Annotated in this window: 22 protein-coding genes; 8 read left to right on the forward strand and 14 right to left on the reverse strand. The window is 69.1% G+C overall.

Annotated features, from left to right (window positions below):
• Positions 1 to 52 precede the first annotated feature (52 nt).
• The 5 genes from IMZ29_RS19395 to tadA all read right to left on the reverse strand — a co-directional run bounded on the left by IMZ29_RS19395 (position 53) and on the right by tadA (position 3,397).
• Positions 53 to 940: a metal ABC transporter substrate-binding protein gene (locus IMZ29_RS19395; RefSeq protein ID WP_216187202.1), complete on the reverse strand. Its 888-nt coding sequence runs from the start codon at positions 938 to 940 to the stop codon at positions 53 to 55.
• A 42-nt stretch (positions 941 to 982) separates the two neighbouring features.
• Complete coding sequence (locus IMZ29_RS19400; protein WP_216187204.1) at positions 983 to 1,804, reverse strand: metal ABC transporter permease; 822 nt, start codon at positions 1,802 to 1,804, stop codon at positions 983 to 985.
• 44 nt (positions 1,805 to 1,848) lie between these two features.
• Entirely contained in the window at positions 1,849 to 2,691 is an 843-nt protein-coding gene (locus tag IMZ29_RS19405; RefSeq protein WP_216187206.1) for a metal ABC transporter ATP-binding protein, read from the reverse strand.
• Positions 2,688 to 2,831 carry a hypothetical protein gene (locus IMZ29_RS19410; RefSeq protein WP_216187208.1) on the reverse strand — a complete coding sequence of 48 codons (144 nt, stop codon included), beginning with the start codon at positions 2,829 to 2,831 and terminating at the stop codon, positions 2,688 to 2,690. The genes IMZ29_RS19405 and IMZ29_RS19410 overlap by 4 nt, the downstream gene beginning before the upstream one ends.
• A 68-nt stretch (positions 2,832 to 2,899) precedes the next feature.
• The gene (gene tadA, locus IMZ29_RS19415) at positions 2,900 to 3,397 is read right to left on the reverse strand and encodes a tRNA adenosine(34) deaminase TadA (protein ID WP_216187210.1); all 498 of its coding nucleotides are present in this window, start codon (positions 3,395 to 3,397) and stop codon (positions 2,900 to 2,902) included.
• Positions 3,398 to 3,499: 102 nt separating this feature from the next.
• Between tadA and IMZ29_RS19420 the strand changes: the two genes are divergently transcribed.
• From IMZ29_RS19420 to trxA, 3 genes are all read left to right on the forward strand, one after another.
• Positions 3,500 to 4,117: a PIN domain-containing protein gene (locus IMZ29_RS19420; protein ID WP_216187212.1), complete on the forward strand. Its 618-nt coding sequence runs from the start codon at positions 3,500 to 3,502 to the stop codon at positions 4,115 to 4,117.
• Positions 4,118 to 4,140: 23 nt separating this feature from the next.
• Positions 4,141 to 5,136, forward strand: a complete 996-nt coding sequence (locus tag IMZ29_RS19425; RefSeq protein WP_216187214.1) for an LLM class flavin-dependent oxidoreductase — start codon at positions 4,141 to 4,143, stop codon at positions 5,134 to 5,136.
• 113 nt (positions 5,137 to 5,249) lie between these two features.
• The gene (trxA, locus tag IMZ29_RS19430; RefSeq protein ID WP_216187216.1) at positions 5,250 to 5,630 is read left to right on the forward strand and encodes a thioredoxin; all 381 of its coding nucleotides are present in this window, start codon (positions 5,250 to 5,252) and stop codon (positions 5,628 to 5,630) included.
• Between the two features lie 60 nt (positions 5,631 to 5,690).
• Here the strand turns inward: trxA and IMZ29_RS19435 are convergent, their stop codons facing one another.
• Positions 5,691 to 6,467, reverse strand: a complete 777-nt coding sequence (locus IMZ29_RS19435; RefSeq protein ID WP_216187218.1) for a class I SAM-dependent methyltransferase — start codon at positions 6,465 to 6,467, stop codon at positions 5,691 to 5,693.
• Positions 6,468 to 6,562: 95 nt separating this feature from the next.
• On the opposite strand from IMZ29_RS19435, the gene IMZ29_RS19440 reads away from it, so the two are divergent.
• Positions 6,563 to 7,345: a helix-turn-helix transcriptional regulator gene (locus tag IMZ29_RS19440; protein ID WP_216187220.1), complete on the forward strand. Its 783-nt coding sequence runs from the start codon at positions 6,563 to 6,565 to the stop codon at positions 7,343 to 7,345.
• On the opposite strand, the gene IMZ29_RS19445 is transcribed toward IMZ29_RS19440, so the two are convergent.
• The 3 genes from IMZ29_RS19445 to IMZ29_RS19455 are packed head-to-tail and all read right to left on the reverse strand — an operon-like array spanning position 7,305 to position 10,198.
• A complete protein-coding gene (locus IMZ29_RS19445; protein WP_371820362.1) occupies positions 7,305 to 8,456 on the reverse strand; it encodes a methyltransferase in 1,152 nt (383 codons plus the stop codon). The genes IMZ29_RS19440 and IMZ29_RS19445 overlap by 41 nt on opposite strands.
• 20 nt (positions 8,457 to 8,476) lie before the next feature.
• A complete protein-coding gene (locus IMZ29_RS19450) occupies positions 8,477 to 9,106 on the reverse strand; it encodes a hypothetical protein (RefSeq protein WP_216187222.1) in 630 nt (209 codons plus the stop codon).
• 48 nt (positions 9,107 to 9,154) lie between these two features.
• Entirely contained in the window at positions 9,155 to 10,198 is a 1,044-nt protein-coding gene (locus IMZ29_RS19455) for a DNA topoisomerase IB (protein ID WP_216187224.1), read from the reverse strand.
• Positions 10,199 to 10,322: 124 nt separating this feature from the next.
• Between IMZ29_RS19455 and IMZ29_RS19460 the strand changes: the two genes are divergently transcribed.
• Both IMZ29_RS19460 and IMZ29_RS19465 read left to right on the forward strand, forming a co-directional pair.
• A complete protein-coding gene (locus IMZ29_RS19460) occupies positions 10,323 to 10,676 on the forward strand; it encodes an MliC family protein (protein WP_216187226.1) in 354 nt (117 codons plus the stop codon).
• 99 nt (positions 10,677 to 10,775) lie between these two features.
• A complete protein-coding gene (locus IMZ29_RS19465) occupies positions 10,776 to 11,420 on the forward strand; it encodes a histidine phosphatase family protein (protein ID WP_216187228.1) in 645 nt (214 codons plus the stop codon).
• Here the strand turns inward: IMZ29_RS19465 and IMZ29_RS19470 are convergent.
• Positions 11,417 to 13,714, reverse strand: a complete 2,298-nt coding sequence (locus tag IMZ29_RS19470; RefSeq protein ID WP_443083798.1) for a DUF3772 domain-containing protein — start codon at positions 13,712 to 13,714, stop codon at positions 11,417 to 11,419. The genes IMZ29_RS19465 and IMZ29_RS19470 overlap by 4 nt on opposite strands.
• 338 nt (positions 13,715 to 14,052) lie before the next feature.
• On the opposite strand from IMZ29_RS19470, the gene IMZ29_RS19475 reads away from it, so the two are divergent.
• Positions 14,053 to 14,757, forward strand: coding sequence for a DUF502 domain-containing protein (locus IMZ29_RS19475; protein WP_216187230.1), 705 nt, complete (start codon positions 14,053 to 14,055; stop codon positions 14,755 to 14,757).
• The gene (locus IMZ29_RS19480; protein ID WP_216187232.1) at positions 14,754 to 15,050 is read left to right on the forward strand and encodes an acylphosphatase; all 297 of its coding nucleotides are present in this window, start codon (positions 14,754 to 14,756) and stop codon (positions 15,048 to 15,050) included. Before IMZ29_RS19475 ends, IMZ29_RS19480 begins: the two co-directional genes overlap by 4 nt.
• A gap of 51 nt (positions 15,051 to 15,101) precedes the next feature.
• Here the strand turns inward: IMZ29_RS19480 and IMZ29_RS19485 are convergent, their stop codons facing one another.
• The 4 genes from IMZ29_RS19485 to IMZ29_RS19500 form a co-directional block, all read right to left on the reverse strand.
• Complete coding sequence (locus IMZ29_RS19485; protein ID WP_216187234.1) at positions 15,102 to 16,049, reverse strand: PDR/VanB family oxidoreductase; 948 nt, start codon at positions 16,047 to 16,049, stop codon at positions 15,102 to 15,104.
• Positions 16,050 to 16,178: 129 nt separating this feature from the next.
• Positions 16,179 to 17,243 carry a Rieske 2Fe-2S domain-containing protein gene (locus tag IMZ29_RS19490; protein WP_216187236.1) on the reverse strand — a complete coding sequence of 355 codons (1,065 nt, stop codon included), beginning with the start codon at positions 17,241 to 17,243 and terminating at the stop codon, positions 16,179 to 16,181.
• Between the two features lie 181 nt (positions 17,244 to 17,424).
• Positions 17,425 to 18,192 (reverse strand): GntR family transcriptional regulator, encoded by a 768-nt coding sequence (locus tag IMZ29_RS19495; RefSeq protein ID WP_216187238.1) that lies wholly within the window; start codon positions 18,190 to 18,192, stop codon positions 17,425 to 17,427.
• Between the two features lie 90 nt (positions 18,193 to 18,282).
• The coding region (locus IMZ29_RS19500; protein WP_216187239.1) for an NAD(P)H-hydrate dehydratase at positions 18,283 to 19,766 on the reverse strand (1,484 nt) is incomplete at its 5' end.

Raw genomic sequence — 19,766 nt, forward strand, 5'->3', positions numbered from 1 at the left:
CACTTCAATATACCCCCAGGGGGTATCTATCGCAAGTGAGCCACCGGCAAGATCACGGCGTCAGCGCCATTGCAAGCGCGTTGGCGTTGCGCCGCATCATGGTGAGGTAATCCGGCGCGTCGCCACCCTCCCCCGACAAGGCATCGCTGTAGAGTGTGCCGCCCAGACGCGCGCCGGTCTCGGCGGCGATCTGGCGCAATACGGCCGCGCTCGCCATGTTCTCGACGAACAAGGCCGTGATGCCCTCGACGCGCACCTGCCGGATCAGCGCGGCGAGCTGACGCGCGGATGGCTCGCTCGCCGTCGTGAGCCCTTGGGCCGGCACGAACGTCACACCGTAGCGGTCACCGAAGTAGCCCATCGCGTCGTGGGTGGTGATGACCTTGCGCCGGTCGGCCGGGATGCCCGAAAAGCGCGCCTGAATGTCGGTGTCGAGCGCCTGCAGCCTAGCCAGGTAAGCCTGTGCGTTGCGCGCATAGGCGTCCGCCTGCGCCGGATCGACCTGGGCCAGTGCCTGGGCGATGTTGCGCACGTACTGCTGCACGGCAACGGGATCCTGCCAGGCATGGGGATCAGGTACATCGCCCCGCCCCTGGGCCACGGTTCGCACCTTCACGCCGTCACTGGCTGCCTGCACCGGGCCGCCGTAGCCGGCTGCCTGGACGAGGCGTGTGAGCCACCCTTCGAAGCCCAGCCCATTGATGAGCACCAGCCGCGCGTTGGCCACCCGCCCCACGTCGGCCGGCGTGGGCTGATAGACGTGCCCGTCCTGGTCGGGCCCGATGAGCGCGGACACCGCGACGTGCTCGCCGCCGACTTGACGCGCGAGGTCCGCCAGGATGCTGAAACTCGCGACGACCGGGATCGGCTCGGCACGAAGGGCCTGAGCAGCACCGAGCCAGAGCACGCCGCACAGGACGACACGTAGCCATTGCTTCATGAGAGAACTCCAGCGCCGCGACAGGCGCTTACAAGGGGGGCATCACAACGGGGGCATGGCTGCGCGTCGCCGATTGCCGCGCCAGCCTTGGGGCGCGAGCAGCAGCGAGACGGCGTACAGCGCCCCCGAACACATCACGATGACCGGCCCGGAAGGCAGATCGGCATGGAACGACACCAAGAGACCAGCGTACCCTGCCACGACGGCCTGTGCGGCCGCGTTGAGCAGCTGGGCAGGCAGCATGGCGTGCCAGAGCCGCGCCGACACCGCAGGCAGCATCATGAGCCCCACGGCCATGAGCGTGCCCATCACTTGAAACGCCGCCACCAGGTTGGCCACCACGAGCAGCAGGAACACGACCTGGTAGAGGCCGCCCGCCCCTGACATGCTGCGCAGATACCCCGGATCGAAGCTCTCGAGCAGGAACGCGCGATACAACACGGCCATGGCAAGCAGCGTCACGCTGGCAACCCCGGCGACGAGGACGAGCCCGTCACGGTCCACGCCCAGGATGTTGCCAAAGAGAATGTGCAGCAGGTCCAGCTGGGTACCGTGCGACGAAATCAGGAGCACCCCGACCGCCAGCGCGATCAGGTAGCCTGCCGCGAAGCTCGCGTCTTCCTTCAGATCGGTGAAGCGGCTAACCCAGGCTGCCCCCAGCACCACCACGACGCCCGCGATGAATCCGCCCAGGCTCAACGCCGGCAGAGACAGGCCGGCCAGCAGGAACCCGACAGCCACGCCGGGCAGAACGGCGTGCGCGAGGGCATCGCCCACCAGGCTCATGCGGCGCAAGGTGAGCAGCACCCCCAGTGGCGCACTCCCGAGCGCGAGCGCCAGGGTGGCCGCGAGAGCACGACGCATGAAAACGAAATCGGCGAACGGAGCGACCGCCCAGTCGTACAAACTCACCGGCAAGAAACTCCCGGCAAACCCGCGACGCGGCGCCTTGCGAGAGACACCGAACGGCGTCCACTCGCGCCTGCCATCCCCGCCATCTCAGGCCGCCCTGTCGTGCCAAGCGTCAGCGAGCTGCCCGACGTGGCGCAGGTTCTCGTCGCACAGTACCTCGGCCGTGGGCCCCAGGCCACAGGAGCATGTGCCAACAGCAGCGTCTGGGGGAACCACTGACGCACCTGGGCGTGATCGTGCAGCACAGCCACCACAGTGCGGTTTTCGGCGTGCCAGTCGGCCACGGTGCGCAAGAGCGCCTCGGTCGTCGCGGCGTCAACCGCATTGAACGGCTCGTCGAGCAGGATGAACCGTGCATCCTGCAACTGCACCCGTACGAAGAGCATGCGTTGAAACTGCCCCGCGGACAACGTGCCGACCGGGCGATCGAGCACGTCGCCCAGCCCGACCGCAGCCAGGGCGTCGCAAGCAGCCTCGCGCTGCGCGCGGCTGACCCGGTGCCAGATGCGCGCCGCGGGCCAGAACCCCAGGCAGACGCAATCCAGAACCGACAGCGGAAAGCCGCGCTCGATACTGCTTTGCTGGGCGAGGTAAGCCATGCCGTGACGCGGCAGCGCACGCGTGACGCGGCCCGCGGCGAGCGGCACGAGATCCGCGATGGCCTTGAGCAGCGTGCTCTTGCCTGCGCCGTTGGGCCCGACGACGGCGGTGAGCGATCCGGCGGTGAAGCCCCCGGTCACGTCACGCAGCACGGTGCGGCCCCGGTAGGCGACGCCCACGCCGTCCAGCTGGACGGCCGGCGCGGCTTCGCGTGTGGGGATGAGGCGCAGACCCGTCATGCGCCACTGCCCCACGCCCAGGCCACCACGGCCCACAAGCCGGCCACGAGCGGCAGCACGACGGCGACGCGCGCACTGGCCGAATACGCCAGCACGCTGGCGCGGCGAGCACGCGACGAGTAAGAAAGGGACGCAGACATGGCGAACGACGCTGTACGCAACATTGTTGCAATGTTAGCCGAGACAGCCCCATCCGTGCAACATTATCTCATTGCGGTGGCGCCTCCGTGCCGGTCACGACGCCCTCGGCGCGCTTGCCGCGACGCGCCCGGAAGAAAGCCCGCAGCGTGTCCCCACAGGCCTGCGCGAGCACGCCACCTTCGACGCGCGTCTGGTGATTGAGCTGTGTATAGCCGGGCAGATCCAGCACGCCACCACAGGCGCCGGTCTTGGGATCGGCCGCGCCATAGACGACACGCGCGAGCCGGGCATGCAGCATGGCCCCCATGCACATCACGCACGGCTCCAGCGTCACGTACAGCGTGGCCCCGGGCAGGCGGTAATTGCCCGCCCGCGCGCAGGCGGCCCGAAGGGCCATGATCTCGGCGTGGGCCGTCGGGTCGTGACCCGCGATCGGCTGATTGGCGCCCTCGCCCAGCAGCACGCCGTCAGCGCCCACCACCACGGCACCAACGGGCACTTCACCGCGGTCCGCGGCTTCGCCGGCCAAGGCCAATGCCCGCGCCATCCAGGTCTCGTCGTCCATCCTCACCTCCAGCATGCGCGGATTGTAGCGGCACCTGCCGGACGCCCCTGTCGCCAGCCGGGGCACTCTCTGTCTGTCACGCCGCAGACGCTACACTGCCGCATGCTCGATGCGTCGCCCCGCCCCCATTTCATCGTCCTGGACGCCTGTATCCTGATGTCCGGTGTCCTGCGCCCCGCCCTGCTCGATCTGGCGGCGGCCGGCTGGTTCCACCCCTTGTGGTCGGAGCGCATCGGCCTGGAGTGGCGACGCAACGCCGCGCGCATCTGGCCCATCGAGCCTGAGCTGCTCATGCGCGAGTGGACGCTCATGCAGTCACGCTTTCCGGCCGCGGATCCGGGTGATACCGCCCCCTACGAAGCGGTGCTGCGCCACAGCGACCCAAAGGATTTCCACGTGATCGCCGCGGGCCTGGCCGGCAAGGCCCGATGCGGGCTGCCCGCACCGCCCCGCGTGACCGTGCTCACGTGGAACCTGAAAGACTTCAACCGCAGCGAGCTGCGCCAGCAAGGCATGGACGTGTCTGATCCGGACCGTCTCTTCGCGCAATGGTGGCAGACGGATGCCGCCGCCATCGAGACCGTGCTGCAGCGCACGCTAGCCGACCTGGCTGCCGACGGCCGCCCGCGCGATGGTGCGCTGCCTGAGGTCTTGCACCGCGAACGTCTGTACCGTCTCTCGAACCTTGCCCGCCAACGCTCGGCCGCGCTCGCCGCCTGACCTTCCCGGACCCGGAGATCCGCATGACTGGCACGTTCCCCGTTCCCCTATCCGTCCTTGATCTGGCGCCTATCCTGGAAGGCCAGGATATCGCCACGTCGTTCGCCAACTCGGTGGCGCTCGCCCGTCACGTCGAGGCCCTGGGCTACCGCCGGTTCTGGCTCGCCGAGCACCACAATCTTGCCGGGGTCGCGAGCAGCGCCACGGCGGTGCTCATCGGCCACGTGGCCGCGCATACGCAGACGCTGCGCATCGGCTCGGGCGGCGTGATGCTGCCCAATCACGCGCCACTGCTCATCGCGGAGCAGTTCGGCACGCTGGCCACGTTGTACCCGGGCCGCATCGACCTGGGCCTGGGCCGCGCGCCCGGCACCGACTCGGCCACGGTGCAAGCCATCGGCCGCGACCCTCAGGCGGGCTTTCGCTTTCCCGACCTGCTCGATGAGTTGCGTTACTTCTTTGCCCCTGCCGAGCCAGGCCAGCGCGTGCGCGCGATTCCTGGCGCCGGCGTGGACGTGCCGATCTGGCTGCTGGGCTCCAGCGACTTCAGCGCCCGCCTTGCGGCGCGCCTGGGCCTGCCCTTCTCCTTCGCCGGGCACTTTTCTCCGGAGGGCATGGCGGCCATGCGACTCTACCGCCACCTCTTCCAGCCCTCCGAGACGCTCGCCAAACCCTACGCCATGATCGGCGTGCCGGTGACGGCCGCCGATACGGATGCCGAAGCCAGACGCCTGGCCACGACCGCGGAGCAGAAGTTCCTCGGCATGGTGCGCGGCACCCGCCGCCCCCTGCAGCCGCCGGTGGACGACATGGCCGCGCTCTGGCACCCGCGCGAGGAGGCCGCCGTGCGCCAGCGGCTGGCGGCTGCCATCGTCGGCGGACCGCACACGGTGGCCCGCGAATTGCGGGCATTGGTCGAGCAGACCGAGGCCGACGAGGTGATGATCGTCACCGACTGCTATCACCTGGAGGACCGGCTGCGATCCTACGAGATCCTGGCCAACCTGCCCGCTGCCTGAGCGCAGCGCGGCGAGCGAGGCTCCGACGCGGAGCCGGCCGTCACCTCGACAGGGGTTGTCGGCCCGGGGATCGTCCCCATCTGCACTATCAACGCCCAACAAGGATGAAAGCCATGAGCATCGTCGAACTCGACCAGGAAACCCTGCAGGACGTCGTCACCGACGACAAGACTGTCATCGTGGACTTCTGGGCCCCCTGGTGTGGCCCGTGCCGCAGCTTCGCCCCGGTGTTCGAGAAGGCGGCCGAGACGCACACCGACGTCACCTTCGCCAAGGTCAACACCGAAGAACAGCAGGAACTGGCAGCGGCCTTCAGTATCCGCTCCATTCCGACCATCATGGTGTTTCGCGAACGCGTGATGCTGTTCTCGCAGCCGGGTGCCCTGTCCGCTGGCCAGCTCGACGAGTTGATCAACAAGGTCAAGGAAGTCGACATGGCCCAGGTGCACGCCGAGATCGCCGCCCGCGGCGAGGGCGACGCGCAGAACGGCTGATACCGGCACGTTCAACCGCAGCGGCCGGCATGGCGACATGCCGGCCGTTGTCGCGTCTGGCTAGACCGCCACCGCTTCCAGCGTGACGGTATCGACCGTGAAGCTGCCATCGGCCTCGATAGCGAACGCGGCCTGCACTTCCTGCGGCGCCGCCTGTTGCATGGCGCGGATGGCCTGGACCAACACCTCAGGCGTGTGGGTGCGGGCGATCCAAGTGGCAAAGTCCAGCCGCAGGCGTCGCCGCGTCACGCCGCGCACGGCAAAGCGGGCGCGGCCCAGCATGGCCACCCACTCCGGCACGCTGTAGTCCCGTACGTGCGTGCCGTCACGCAGCAGCTCGACGGTCTGCAGGTGCGAATCGAGCAAGGCGGCCTCGGGCGCCACCACATCCGCAAACACGGCCACGCCGCCCGGCACGAGGACGCGACGCGCCTCGGCAAGGCCGGCGGCGGCATCGCGCCAATGGTGGGCGCTGTACCGTGACGCGAGGAAGTCCACACTGGCATCCGTCATGGGCAGCGCCTCGGCGCCCGCGCGCTGCACGGTGAGATTGCCCAAGCCCCGCGTGGCTGCCTCGGCTGCCACGGCGCTCAACATGCCCTTGGCCAAGTCCACGGCCACCACCGCCTGCGCGCACTCGGCGAGCCGATAGGCCACATGCCCGCCACCACACCCCAGATCCAGCGCCCGCTCCGGTGACTGCGAACGCGCCAGCGCTTCGATCTGATCCAGATCCGCGCCGGCGGCGTGGACGGCGCTGCTGACATAGGCATTGGCGCGCTGACCGTACTGGTCCGCCGTGGCGTCATCGTGGGACGGGGAAATCGACTGGGTCATCACATACCTCGCAAAAGAGGCCTTGATTCTGCACCCACGATATTCCTGGTACAAGATGACACTTTATACTGGTATCTTTGCTACCCGGTTGCACGATGGCCGACTATGCCGCCCTGGGCGCCTTCCTGCGCCGGCACCGCGAGGCCCTGTCCCCTGCCCAAGCCGGCCTTGCCGGCGGCACCCCGCGCCGCCGCACACCCGGCCTGCGGCGCGAAGAGCTCGCCTTGGCGGCCGGCATCAGCCTCACTTGGGTGACATGGCTGGAGCAAGGCCGGCCGGTCGCAGCCTCACCCGGCGCGTTGGCGCGACTCGCCGAAGCCCTGCGATTGACGGCGGCCGAGCGCACCTACCTCTTCGAGCTGGCCGGTCGCGTCGACCCGGATGCAGCCCGGCTGCCGTCGCGTCCGCCCCTGCCACCCGCACTGGCTGCCGCGCTGGAGACGACCTCGGCGCCCGCCTACGTCCTGGACCATGGTTGGGACGCGCGCGCATGGAACGCGCCGGCGCAGCGACTCTTTCGCGGCTGGCTGGACGGCCCTGAGAAGAATTTGCTGCGGTTCGTGTTCCAGGTGCCGTCGGCCCGCACGCTCATCGACGACTGGGAGACGCGAGCCCACCGGATCGTGGCCGAGTGCCGGGCCAGCACGGCGGGCCGTCAGGACGAAACGCTACAGACCCTTGTCCAGACGCTGCAGCAGCAAAGCCCGGAGTTTGCCGCCTGTTGGCGCGATCAACGCGTCCTCGCCCGCGAGGGCGGACGCCGGGTGTTCCGCGATCCCGAGGGTGGGCGGCAGGTATACGAGCAGCTCAGCCTTGCGCCTGCCGCCACCCCGGAGTTCACCCTGGTGATGCTGCTGCCAGCCGCCACAACGACGTGACTTCAGCCGCCCGAGCCGCATGCAGCGGATCCGTGGCATCACGTGCGCGACCGTGGCTCGGTCGGGCATCGAGTCGCGCGCGCACGGTCAGGCCAGCCTCGGCGATCTGCGCAAGCAGTTGCTCGCGGGTACGCAGGCCGAAACGCTCGGCAATGTCCGACAGCACGAGCCAGCCCTCCCCCTGCGGCGACAGGTGCGCCGCCAGCCCCCGCAGGAACCCGGCGAGCATGCGTCCATCGGGATCGTAGACGGCGCTGTCCAGCGCGGAGCCTGCCTTGCCGGGCACCCACGGCGGATTGCAGACGATGAGGTCTGCCATCCCTTCCGGAAAGAGATCGGCCTCGACCACGCGCACCGTCTTGGCCAGCTTCAGGTGGGCGATGTTCTCCCGGGCGCATGCGAGCGCTGCCGGGTGGTTGTCGGTCGCCACGACCTCGCCGATCCCACGCCGGGCCAGCACGGCCGCGAGTACGCCCGTGCCTGTCCCGATGTCGAATGCCTTGCGCGTCTGCGGAGGCAGCGGGGCCTGGGCGAGCAGATCGATATACTCCGCCCGCGTGGGCGCGAACACGCCGTAGTGCGGATGGACCTTCGCGCCCAGGGCCGGCACCGCCACGCCATTGCGACGCCACTCGAAGGCCCCGATCGCGCCGAGCAGATCGCGCAGCGGGATCAAGGCCGGCTCAGCCAGCGGCCCCCAGGCCTGGGTGGCGGCTTCCACCAGTTGGGGGGCCCGCCGCAGTGGAACGACATACCCCGGCTGTACCGGGATCAACACCATGCCAAGCGTGCGCGCGCGCTGGACCTGCAGCTGACGCTGGCGATGAAAGGCGTCCGGCATGGTGGTAACCGGCGCACCGCGTCGCTTGTCCAGCCGCCGGCCAAGCGCCTGCAGAAGCTGGCGGGCGTTGTGGTAATCGCTCTGCCAGACGAGACCCGTACCCTCACTCGCCAGCCGAAACGCGGCGTCCGCCGTCATCGTGTCGTCGGCGGCCTGCACACGGCGCGGTGCCGGCGATGCACTCCACCAGCGGGCATCATGGGGCTGGCCATCGGCGCTCTGCCAGGTCAGCATCACAGGGACATCGTCGGCGGCAAACAGGGAGGGCATCAGAGCGGAATCCGTGAACATCAAAAAGGGTCAGGCGTATGGGCATCAGCGAGCCAGGCCCGCGCCGGTGCAGCCTCGCCGCCCACATCGAGAGGGACCTGGTCTGCCGTGCACACCCGGGCTGTCGGCACCATGTGGCGCAAGCGATGCTGCGTGGCCAGATCCGCATGCACAGGAATCGCGAGCACGTCAGCCACCGCCCACACCGAGGCCGTGGCCGCATCGACCACGCCTGGCGCTTCGCCCGGGTCGGACGCGGCAATCACCTGAGCAAGGCGATACCTCGCCGTGACCGCTGCCTCCGTGAGCAGCGTGCGCAAGACGGCAGCGGGGCCGCCTTCGCCACTGTCCACGATGACGCGGGAGAACTGGCGCACCCCGCCTCGGGCGAAGCGCCAGGTGGCCTCGCGCAGCGCTGTTGCCAGGCCACGTTGCGGTACGCAACACGCGCAGACGGACTGCATGCCAGACGACGACACCCCACCGGCGCGCACGGGGGCAAAGAGCGGATGGTTCAGCGCGGCACCGACGTCAGCGTCGGCCAGCATCAACGTGTCAGCGGGACCCGCTAAGGCCAACACCTGACGCAAGACGTCCAGGCGCAGCGGCTCGGGGCCACCCAGGACCAGGATTATCGGGATCGGCGACATGGCAGGCGCAACACGCAAGGGCGTTGCATGATACCAGCGTGTCTGCGCTCAGCCCTGGCTGCGCAGGAACGCGAGAAAGCGTCGCTCGTCGGCATTGAGCCCGCGCGGCGCGGTCACCGCCGGCAGCGGCGGGATGCCGCCTGCCAGGTAGGCCGCGAGCACTGCCGGGTGAATGTAGCTGCTGCGGCACACCGCCGGCGTATTGCCCAGTTGCTTGGCCACGGCGCGCACCACCTCCACGATCGTCTTGGCCGCCTGCTTCTCGTCTTCCCAGGCACGCTGGCGCAGTGCCGCCAGCGCGGCCACGGAGGCTGCCCACGTCCGGTAGTGCTTGGCCGTGAAATCCACGCCGCTCGCTTCGCGCAGATAGCCGTTCACGCAGCTCGAATCCACTGGACGCGCCACGTCGTTCTCGGTGTAGTGAAAGAGGGTCTGCCCCGACAGGTCCGTGCAATGCCGAATCACCCGCGCCAAGCGTCGGTCGTTGACCGTGACGTCGTGCGGCACCCCGCTCTTGCCGCGAAAACGAAAGCGGATGCGATCCCCGGATACCGTCACGTGGCGCCGCTTGAGCGTGGTGAGGCCGTAGGATCGGTTCTCACGCGCATAGGCTGCCGTGCCGATACGGATGAGTGTGGTCTCCAGCAGGCGCACGACGACAGCCACCACCTTGTCATGACAGAGCTCGGGCTGGCCAAGATCGCGAGCCACCCGCCGACGGATGCGCGGCAGCGCGGTGCCGAAGGCGACGAGCTGACCGTACTTGTGCTCGCCACGTACGGCCTGCCATTGTGCATGGTAGCGATACTGCTTGCGGCCGCGCGCATCGCGCCCTGTCGCCTGCAGGTGCCCGTTCTCGTTCGGGCAGATCCAGACCTGGGTGTATGCGGGGGGAATGGCCAACGCGTTGAGTCGGCGGACCACCTCTGCGTCCCGGATGCGCTCGCCGCGCTCGTCGAAGTAGCAGAACTTGCCGCGCAACACGCGTCGCGTGATGCCAGGGGTCGTATCATCGACGTACACCAGATTGGCGAGCACACAATGCTGCTCGGCCGCAGCGGGCGTCGTCTCCAGAGCCGTACGTTCGCGCATGAAGAGGCCTCGAGGAAGAGCGCTATCATGCCGTCCCTGCGCAATTGGCGTGCCGAGGTGACGGCATGCGGGTTGCAGTTCCGCCGGCGGCCTGGGTTGCCCGGCCTCTTACGGAGTGATTCCCATGTTGATCCGATCTTGCGCCCTGCTGGCGGCAGCTGCCCTGGCGGGCTGCGCCCAGCCCCTGCCGCGTGCAAGCATGCCCGCGCCCGCCACGGCGCCCATGAACGGGCCTGCCGTGACGTTCCAATGCGGCACCACGGCCGTGCAGACGCAGTTCGGCGAGAACACCATGTCGCTCACCCTGGACGGGCGCACGCTCGTGCTGCCACAAGCCATCGCGGCTTCGGGTGCCCGCTATGCCGGTCTCGGCCCCGACGGCCCTGTCGAGTTCTGGAACAAAGGCCGCCAGGCCACGCTCACCGTGGGCCCACGCGCGTATCCTGAATGCCAGGAAGCGGCGGGCGCACGCCGCTGACGGCGCGCTGGGTGGCGGCGGGCAGGTTCGTCCTGCCGCCAAGCCGACCTGCCATGCGGGCTTGGCATAATGGGGCACCGCCTTTTGACAGGATGCGCCATGCCCTCGTTGCCACCCGCCCCCGCCCTCAGCCGCCGCGGTCTTGACCGCCTGGCGGCGCTCGCGAGCGGCATCCCCTTCGATCCCGCCGTGCCGGGGTTCTACTTCCTGCGCCACGGCCAGACCGAATGCAACGCGCGGCGCATCTTCCAGGGCGTCGACGAGCCCCTGAATGCCACCGGCGTAGCCCAAGCCGAACGCGCCGGTGATGTCCTCGCCCGCGAGCCGATCCGCACCATCGTCTGCAGCGATATCGCGCGCGCCCATCACACGGCACGCATCGTGGCCGCGCACCACACGATCACGCCGGCCGGCACGGACGGGCTGCGCGAACGGCACTTCGGTGAACTCATCGGCAGCTCCTCGGCCGACATGGATTGGGACTGCGCTCCGCCGGCCGGCGAAACCCTCGATACGTTCGTGACACGCACGGCCCAGGCGCTGGAAGCCGCGCTGCGCGAACCCGGTCCGGTATTGGTCGTGGCACACGGCGGCACGCTGTACGTGCTCGCCGGCCTGCTGGGACTGGACGCCACGCCGGCACTGCTCGGCAATGCCCACCCGCTGCGCTTCGATCGCACCGACACGGGTTGGCAGGTGACGGCGCTCGCCGACGCGGTCAACGCGCCGGCACACATCGCCTAGGCGAGCGGCCGAGGTGGCGGCGCAGGCGGGACCGCCGCTGTCGCGACCTCCGGCCCCGGCAACGTGACCTCGGCCTCGCGCAGCCGCTCCAGCAAGGTGAACAGCACGGCGCTGCGCACGCCGTAGGCGGTGCGTGGGGAGGCGACGTAACCCGTCAGGTTGAACATCAGACTGCGGTCGGTGATGCCTTCCAGGTAGACAGCCGGCGGCGGCGTGTCGAGCACGGACTCGTGCTCGGCGAACACCGCGAGCCCGATCTCGCGAACCACCTCGGCGCTCGTATCGAGTGGCATAGGCAGCTTCACGCTCACCACGCCCAGCGGATTGGTGTGCGTCACGTTGCGCACGGTCTTGGTGATGAATTCCGAGTTCGGCACGATGAGCGTGGAGTGATCGCTCATCTGGATCTCCGTGGCGCGCGCATTGATGCGCCGGATGTCGCCCTCGACGCCGCCGATGGCCACCCAGTCGCCGACCTTGACGGGTCGCTCCGCGAGCAGGATCAGCCCCGAGACGAAGTTCTGCACCACGGCCTGCAGGCCGAAACCGATACCGACGGACAGCGCGCTCGCGATCCACGCGACCCGCTCCAGGCCGATGCCAACGGCGATCAAAGCCAGGGCCACCGCGGCCACGAACCCAACATAGCCGAACAGCGTGGCAGCCGAGCTGCGCATGCCCTCGTCCATGCCGGTGGTGGGCAGATAGCGCGCGAAGAGCCAGCGGCGCATCAGGCCCACACCGGCGAGCGTCAGGATGAAGACCGCCGCGGCCTGCAGCACCGCGCCAGGACGCAGCGTGACGGCACCGATGCTCACCCCATCGCGGATGATGCCGAAGCGGCCGATGAGCTCCTCGGGCCCCTCGCCAAATGGCGCGAGCAGCAGCGCCACGCTCGCCAGGGCGATCAGGACGCGGACCAGCCCGGACACCAGCACCGCCGCCTGATCGCGCCGGCTGCCGTTCTCGCCGGCGTCCCCACGGGCGCCGAGCGCCGTGCTCACCACGTCTTCGACGAAGACGCTGACCAGATACGCCGAGCACAGGACGACCAGTGTCCAGGCGAGCTGCTTGGCGAGAAAGCTCGCCAGCGCGATATACCCCAGCAGGAGCCCGATCACGCTGAGCGCGAGCGTGGCCCACGCCGCCGTCACCAGCAGGGAGAGCCACCAGGGCAGCGCCGGCATCTCGATATCCGGGTCACGGGCTGCCAGACGGCGGATCTGCTCGCCGCGCCAGAGGGCCACGCCCAGCACCCCGCACAGGGCCGCGGCCACCAGGGCATTGAGCACGACGACCGTGATGAGACTCGCGTCGAGCGCCGCGGTGGCGCGATCGGCCAGCCAGGCGGCCACGAGCACGGTGGCCAGACGCCAGGGCAGCCACCGCAGGCGGCGCGCCAGCGGATCCGGGAGCGGCGGCAAACGCCAGGTCGGACGATCTGTGCAGAGCAACGCATGACCGAGGCCGACCACGAAACCGCCGAAGGCGAGCGAGACCGCCACCCCCACCATCAAGGGCCCCAGGGCTTCGGGCATCGCGCCGTGATCCCGCAGCACGGCGCGAATGGCCAGCAAGACCAGAACGGGGGTTGCCGTATCCAGCGTGAGCAAGGCGACGGCGTGGAACGAGCGTCTGAGTCGGCCCGACGGCACGCGATCGGCCGCCAAGCGCACCAGGTGTCGGCCCAGCCACCAGCGCAGGGCTGCCAGCCCGGCGGCACCCAGGGCCACCAGCCACCAGATGCGTTCAGGCACCTCCCCGGCGGCGTCGCGCACGGCGCCAGCCAGCTCGGCCAGGCGGGCCATGTCGGCCGGCAACTCGGTATCCAGCGAATCCCAGAAGGCGCCATCGAGCACGGAGGCCGTGCGCTCGCCCAGCTGGGCCTGAAAGCCGGCACGTCGCATGCCGCTGATCTGCGTGGACACCTGATCGGCCTCGACGATCAGAAGTCGGGCGAGCTTCAACTGCGCATCCAGGCCCGTGAAACTCTTTTCGAGTTCGCGCCGCTGCGAGGCCACGTCCGGCGCCTCGCTGCCCTCGGCCGGCACCGGACCGAGCTGCTGCAGACGTGCCTGCAGGCTCTCGACCTGCGGCGCCAGCGCCCCCGCGGCCTGGCTCGCATCGCCTTGGGCGCTTTGCACGGCGTCGCGCAGGCGTGAGAGTTCAGCATCGCTCGCGCTGTCCTTGCCCAGGGCCTCGCGCGCAACGTCGACCTGCTTGCGCGCAGCCTCCAGCGTACGCTGAACCTCAGCCAGCGGATCCCCCTGTGCCTGGGCCAGCACCGGTGCCATGCACCAGAGCAACAGAAGCAAGAGCGCCAGGGCGAACCAGCGCGGTACGGCACATCGGTGCCTATCGAGACGCGCTCCGGAACCCGGCCACGCGGAAGAGGTCCACATCATCGGAGACAGCGATACGCCCCGCGGGGGAAAGCGCGAATCATAGGTTGGTTTGCCGAACTCAGCCGTAACACGCTGGTAAGGCGGCGTAACCCCCCCGTCAGCCAAGGCTGCTATGCTCGCACCCGCGGTTTTCGACACGCCGTCCTGGGGCGTGTCCACGCCAGGCTCGCGCCCGCGCCCTGGCGTCAACACGCCCTAGTCCCGACCGCTGGAGTTTTCCCACTGTGATGAAGCGTCTTTCTGTCTATTTCTTCACCGGGCTGATCACCATTCTGCCCGTCGCACTGACCGTCTACCTGCTGTACATCTTCCTCGTCTGGACCGAAAACCTGGCGCTGGGCTTTCTGCGCCCCTTCATCGGCAGCTTCTACATCCCCGGCATGGGCCTCACGCTGGGCGTGCTTGGCATCCTGCTGATCGGCTACCTGGTCAGCAAGCAGCGTTTTCGCAGCATCCTGTCGTTCATGGAGCGCCCCTTCATGAACACCCCGGTCATCAAGAGCATCTACTCGTCGCTCAAGAGCTTCGCGGATTACTTCTCGCCAGGCGGCAAGCAGAACGCCCAGCAGGTCGTGGTGCTGCGCATTCCAGGCCAGGAGATGGAAGTCGTGGGCCTGGTCACGCGCAGCAGCGTCGATGGCCTGCCGCCCGGGTTCATGCAGGGCACCCGCGTGGCGGTGTACTTGCCGATGGGCTACATGATCGGTGGCTACACGGTGTTCGTGCCGGCCGAGTGGGTCCAGCCCGTGGCGATGTCGGTCGAAGAGGCCATGCGCTCCTCACTCATCGCCTGGATGGCAGGCGCCGAAGGCACCCGCCCCGTTCCCGAGCCCCAGGCCGGCGATGCCGCCGTTGATGCGCAGACCGAGGCCACGCCAGTGGCAGCGCCTGCGCCGGCTGCACCGCAAGAGCCCGCGGAGCGCAAGGCATGAAGGCACAACACCCCGATGCCGGCCTGGAGACACTGCTGGTGCGCGTGACGGGCCGCGTGCAAGGCGTGGGCTACCGGGCCAGCGCCGTGCGCGAAGCGCATCGCCTGAAAGTGACGGGGTGGGTGCGCAACGAGCTCGACGGCACCGTGCAGGCCTTGCTGCAGGGCACCCCCGACCAGGTCGACCACATGCTGGAATGGATGCGCCACGGCCCGCCCATGGCCCGCGTCACGGACCTGATCACGGAGTCCCAGGACACGACACGGCGCTTCGATCGATTCGAGCAGACATGACAAGGGCGGCCGAGGCCGCCCTTTGTGATGCTGCCAGCCGCAGGCGAGCCGTCAGAGATCCAGCACCAGCACCGCCGACTTCGAGCGCGAGCAGCACGGCAGCATCTGGTCGTTGGCCGCCCGCTCATCATCGGTCAGGTACATATCGCGGTGGTCCGGCTCACCCTCGAGCACCCGCGTGAGACAGGTGCCGCACACGCCCTGCTCGCACGACACCGGCACGTCGATGCCTGCCGCTTCCAGCGCCTCGACGATGCTTTGATCCGCGGCCACGGCAATCGATTGCCCGGTGCTCGCCAGCTTCACCTGAAAGGCACCGTCGGCGTCCGTCGCCTGGATGACGTTGCCGAAGTACTCGCGGTGCACCTGGTCATCAGCCCAGCCAGCCGTCTTGGCCGCTGCCAGCACGGCATCGATGAAGCCCGCCGGACCACAGACGTACAGATGCTTGCCGGCTGCCGGCTGGGCCAGCACGGCCGCCAGGTCGAGCTTGCCCTGATCCGGCACGGAGTCATGATAGACGCGGGCACAGGCGGCCAGGCCGGTGGCGGCCAGGCGATCCTGAAAGGCCGTACGCTCGGGCGAACGCGTGCAATAGTGCAGCTCGAACGATGCGCCGATGTGGGCCAGTCGCTCGGCCATGCAGAGGATCGGCGTGATGCCGATGCCGCCTGCGAGCAGCACGGAATGGGTCGCGCCGGCCTGCAGCGGGAAGTGGTTGCGCGGCTCGCTGATCTCGAGCATGTCGCCTTCCTTCAGGGCATGCATGGCCACCGAGCCGCCACGGGATGCGGGATCCTTCAGCACGCCGATCAGATAGCGGTCGCGCTCCTCAGGGTGATTGCAGAGGGAATACTGGCGCACCAGTCCGTCGCCCACGTGCACGTCGATATGCGCGCCTGCCGAGAACGCGGGCAAGGGTTGGCCATGCGGCTCGGCCAGTTCGAATGCGCAGATGTCCAGCGCCGCGTCGAGTTTCTTCTTGATCAGGACTTTCATGATGTCTCGCATCAGGCGCCTCGACGGGCACCTGCCTTACGTTGCCGCGCGGCGCAGGCGCGCCGATGTCACGCTGGCCCCACGAGGCCAGCACAAGGGATCGATATTACCCGAGCCCGACGAAGGCCGTCAGGCCGCCACCGAGGTCTGCGCACGCTGCGCGGCCTGCTCGGCCTCGGCCTTGAGCACACGGTCGATGACCTTGCGCGACTGCACGCCGCCGGCATCGATGTTCAGGTTGAGGATGCGCCGCTGCGGGTTGGCCAGCAGATTGCGTTGCTGCGCCTCGAGCATCTCGAGGTCTTCGCCGAAGATCTTGCCCTGCCCTTCGCGAATGGTCGCCGTGAGCTCGGCATCCTCGGGCTTGAAGTTGCGCGCCATGCCCCAGAAGTACCAGATCGAGGTCTCCGTCTCCGGCGTGATGAAGTCCACCACGATGCTGGACGCCTTGTGCTTCGGATCGGCGTCGTAGCCACCCTTGCCCGCGTGCGCCACGCCGACCTCGATCATGACGTGGCTGGGCGGCGTGAAGCGGCAGATCTGCCAGCGGTCGCATGGCACGTCGTCGGCCAGGCCGTTGCCGCGCAAGGCCGCGGCCCAGAAGGGCGGCGGCATGATGTTCTCCATGAACCGGCTCGTGACCACCATGTCGCCTTCCACCTTGGTCACGGGCGGCGCCTCCTCGATCTCCGGCTGGCCGATGCTCGACGCATGCACGTAGGTCTCGTGGGTGAGATCCATGAGGTTGTCGATCATCAGCCGGTAATCGCAGGCGATGTGATAGAGCCCGCCGCCGTAGGCCCAGGCAGGGTTCTCGGCCCATTCCAGATGTGGGATGAGCGCTGGATCTGCGAGCGCCTCGTCGCCCGTCCACACCCACACGAACCCGTGCCGCTCGACGACCGGAAACTTGCGCACGGCGGGAAAGCCGCCCACGCGCTGGGCCGGCATTCCCGCGCAACGCCCGTTCGCGCCCATGGCCAGGCCGTGGTAGCCACACACCAGCTGCCCCTCGCGCACGAACCCCAGCGAGAGCGGCGCGCCGCGATGCGGACAAAAATCCTCCAGACCGGCCACCTCGCCGTCCGGCCCGCGAAAGAAGACGATCTTCTCGCCACAGATCTGGCGGCCCAGGGGCTTGCCGTCGATCTCGTCGGGGGTACAGGCGACGTACCAGGTGTTCTTGGGAAACATGTGCGGCCTCCGGATGGGGCGCTCGGGCGCCCGCTTGATGCTGTGTCGGGATCGGGGCGCATGGACACACGCCACCCTGATGAATACACATTGTATACATCAAACCAGAGATCGGCGAGAAAAGTTCGCAAATTGCCGCCGCCGAGTCGAATCGACGGGCTTCATGTATACAGGAAGACAGCTACCGGTGGGCGCGGCGGATCAGGTTGCCGCCCTGCAACTGCGTCATCGCCTTCTGGCTGTCGAAGGCACTCTTCAGATTGCGATGGGCGATGCGGGCATGTTCGCGCATCAAGGCTTCCGCACGCGCACCCTCGCGGTGCTCGATGGCCTCGATGACCCCGCGGTGCTGGGCTTGCGCGAGGACAAGGACTTCGTGGGCATCCGCCGCCATGGACTGCACCATCACGAAGCCGCTCGGCGAGGCAAAGGGCGAGCTCGTGGCCTTCTCGAGCTGGCGCTCGAGCACCGCACTGCCGCAGGCCTTGGCCAGCAGCCGATGAAAGCGCTCATTGACTTCGATGTACTGCGTGAACTTGTCCGCCGTCATGCCGCCCTGCAGGATGGCATCGATCTCGGCCACGCACTGCTGCAGTTCGCGCAGCGTGCGCGCCGGCACGCCGCGCTCGGCAGCCAGCCGGGCAGCGAGCCCCTCCAGCGTGCCGCGCACCTCGATGGCATCCCACACGTCTTCCTCGGTGAAGGAGCGCACCGCAAAGCCACCGGAGGGAATGGGTTCGAGAAAGCCCTCCTCCTGCAGACGCAGCAAGGCCGCCCGCACCGGGGTGCGCGAAACCCCCAGGCGCTCGACCACCCAGAGCTCGGAAATGCGGGCACCCGAGGCCAGTTCGCCATCCAGGATGAGCTCGCGCAGGCCCAGCTGGGCGCGCAAGGTCTGGGACATCTGGCTGGACGCGTTCGTCTCGGGGGTGGCGGCGGATTCCCGCATGGTGGCTCCTGGGTACGACGACCCGCGGCGGCCGCCAGCCCGCAGTGTATACAACATGGCGGGCCACCTGGCCCTGGGCGCCTGCGGCGCTCAGCCTGACGTCTGGCCGCCGTGACTGCGCACCTGGCGCGCAAGCTCGCGCAACGCCGTCGGCAGTTGCTGGATCAGATCCTCGGCAACGAGCCCCAGCCCAGCTTGGCGCGCGGCTTCTCCGTGCAGCCACACCGCCGCGCAGGCCGCCTCGAAAGCAGGCATGCCCTGGGCCACGAGGCCGGTGACGATGCCGGTCAGCACGTCGCCCGTGCCGCCCGTCGCCAGGGTGGCAGGCGCATGGGTATTGACCACCGCGCGCCCATCCGGCGCGGCCACCACCGTGTCCGGCCCTTTCAACACGATCACCGCGCCGCTGCGCTCGGCCGCCGCGCGGGTGCGCGCGAGCTTGTCGCCCTGCACATCGAAAAGCCGCTGGAATTCGCCATCGTGCGGCGTCATGACGCACGGGCCGGTGACGGCGTCGAAAAGCGCTTGCGGTGCGTCCTGGAACACGGTGATCGCATCGGCATCCAGGACCGTGGCCCGCCCCGTGCCCAGCGCGACCAGCACCTGGGCGCGCGTATCCGGCGTCGCGCCTGCGCCAGGTCCGATCGCCACCGCGTTGCGGCGCGCATCGCGCAAGGCCAAGCCGAAGTCTCCTGGCGCGGCGAGCGGCTCGACCATCACACTCGTCATCGCCGCCGCATAGACCGGCCACGCCGGGCTGGGCACCGCCAGCGTCACCAGACCGGCCCCCGCTCGCTGGGCAGCCAGCGCGGTGAGCCGGGCGGCCCCCGTCATGTGCGCGCCCCCCATCACCACGGCATGGCCCCGGCGATACTTGTGCCCGGCGGCGTCGGGCCAGGGAAAGCAGGCCGACCAGGCCGCCGGGGTGTTCTCCCACGCCTGCGCGCCGGTGGACACGACGGCATCATCCTCCACGCCGATGTCCGCCACGACGATCTCGCCACACAACGCACGCCCCGGCATCAGCACGTGTCCGGGCTTCTTGCGGCAGAACGTCACCGTGAGCGTGGCTGCCACCGCCCTGCCCCGCACAGCGCCGCTCGTCCCGCACAGCCCGCTCGGCACGTCCACCGCACATCGCGGCACACCCGAGTCTGCGGCCTCGGCCAGCAGCGCGGCCGCGGGGCCGTCGAAGGGGCGCGACAAGCCTGCCCCCACCACCGCGTCCACGACCAAGGCCGTCTCGCCGAGCATGCCAGGCTGCAAAGGCTCGACCACGCCCGCCCATCGCGCCGCATGGTGGGCCGCATCGCCACGCAGCGCGGCCCGATCGCCCAACGCCGCCAGCCGCACGGGCCAGCCGGCGTCGCGCAGGCACTGCGCGACGACATAGCCATCCCCCCCGTTGTTGCCGAGCCCGCACAGCACGAGGACGGGGCGCGGCGCCCAACGCTGCCGGATGGCGTCGGACACGGCCTGCCCGGCACGCGCCATCAGGACCGTGCCCGGCGTGCCGGCCGCGATCGCAGCGTGATCCGCCGCCGCCATCTGGACCGGCGTCAGCAGCCGCCGGG

The organism is Verticiella alkaliphila, assembly GCF_018904615.1.
Lineage (GTDB): Bacteria > Pseudomonadota > Gammaproteobacteria > Burkholderiales > Burkholderiaceae_B > Verticiella > Verticiella alkaliphila.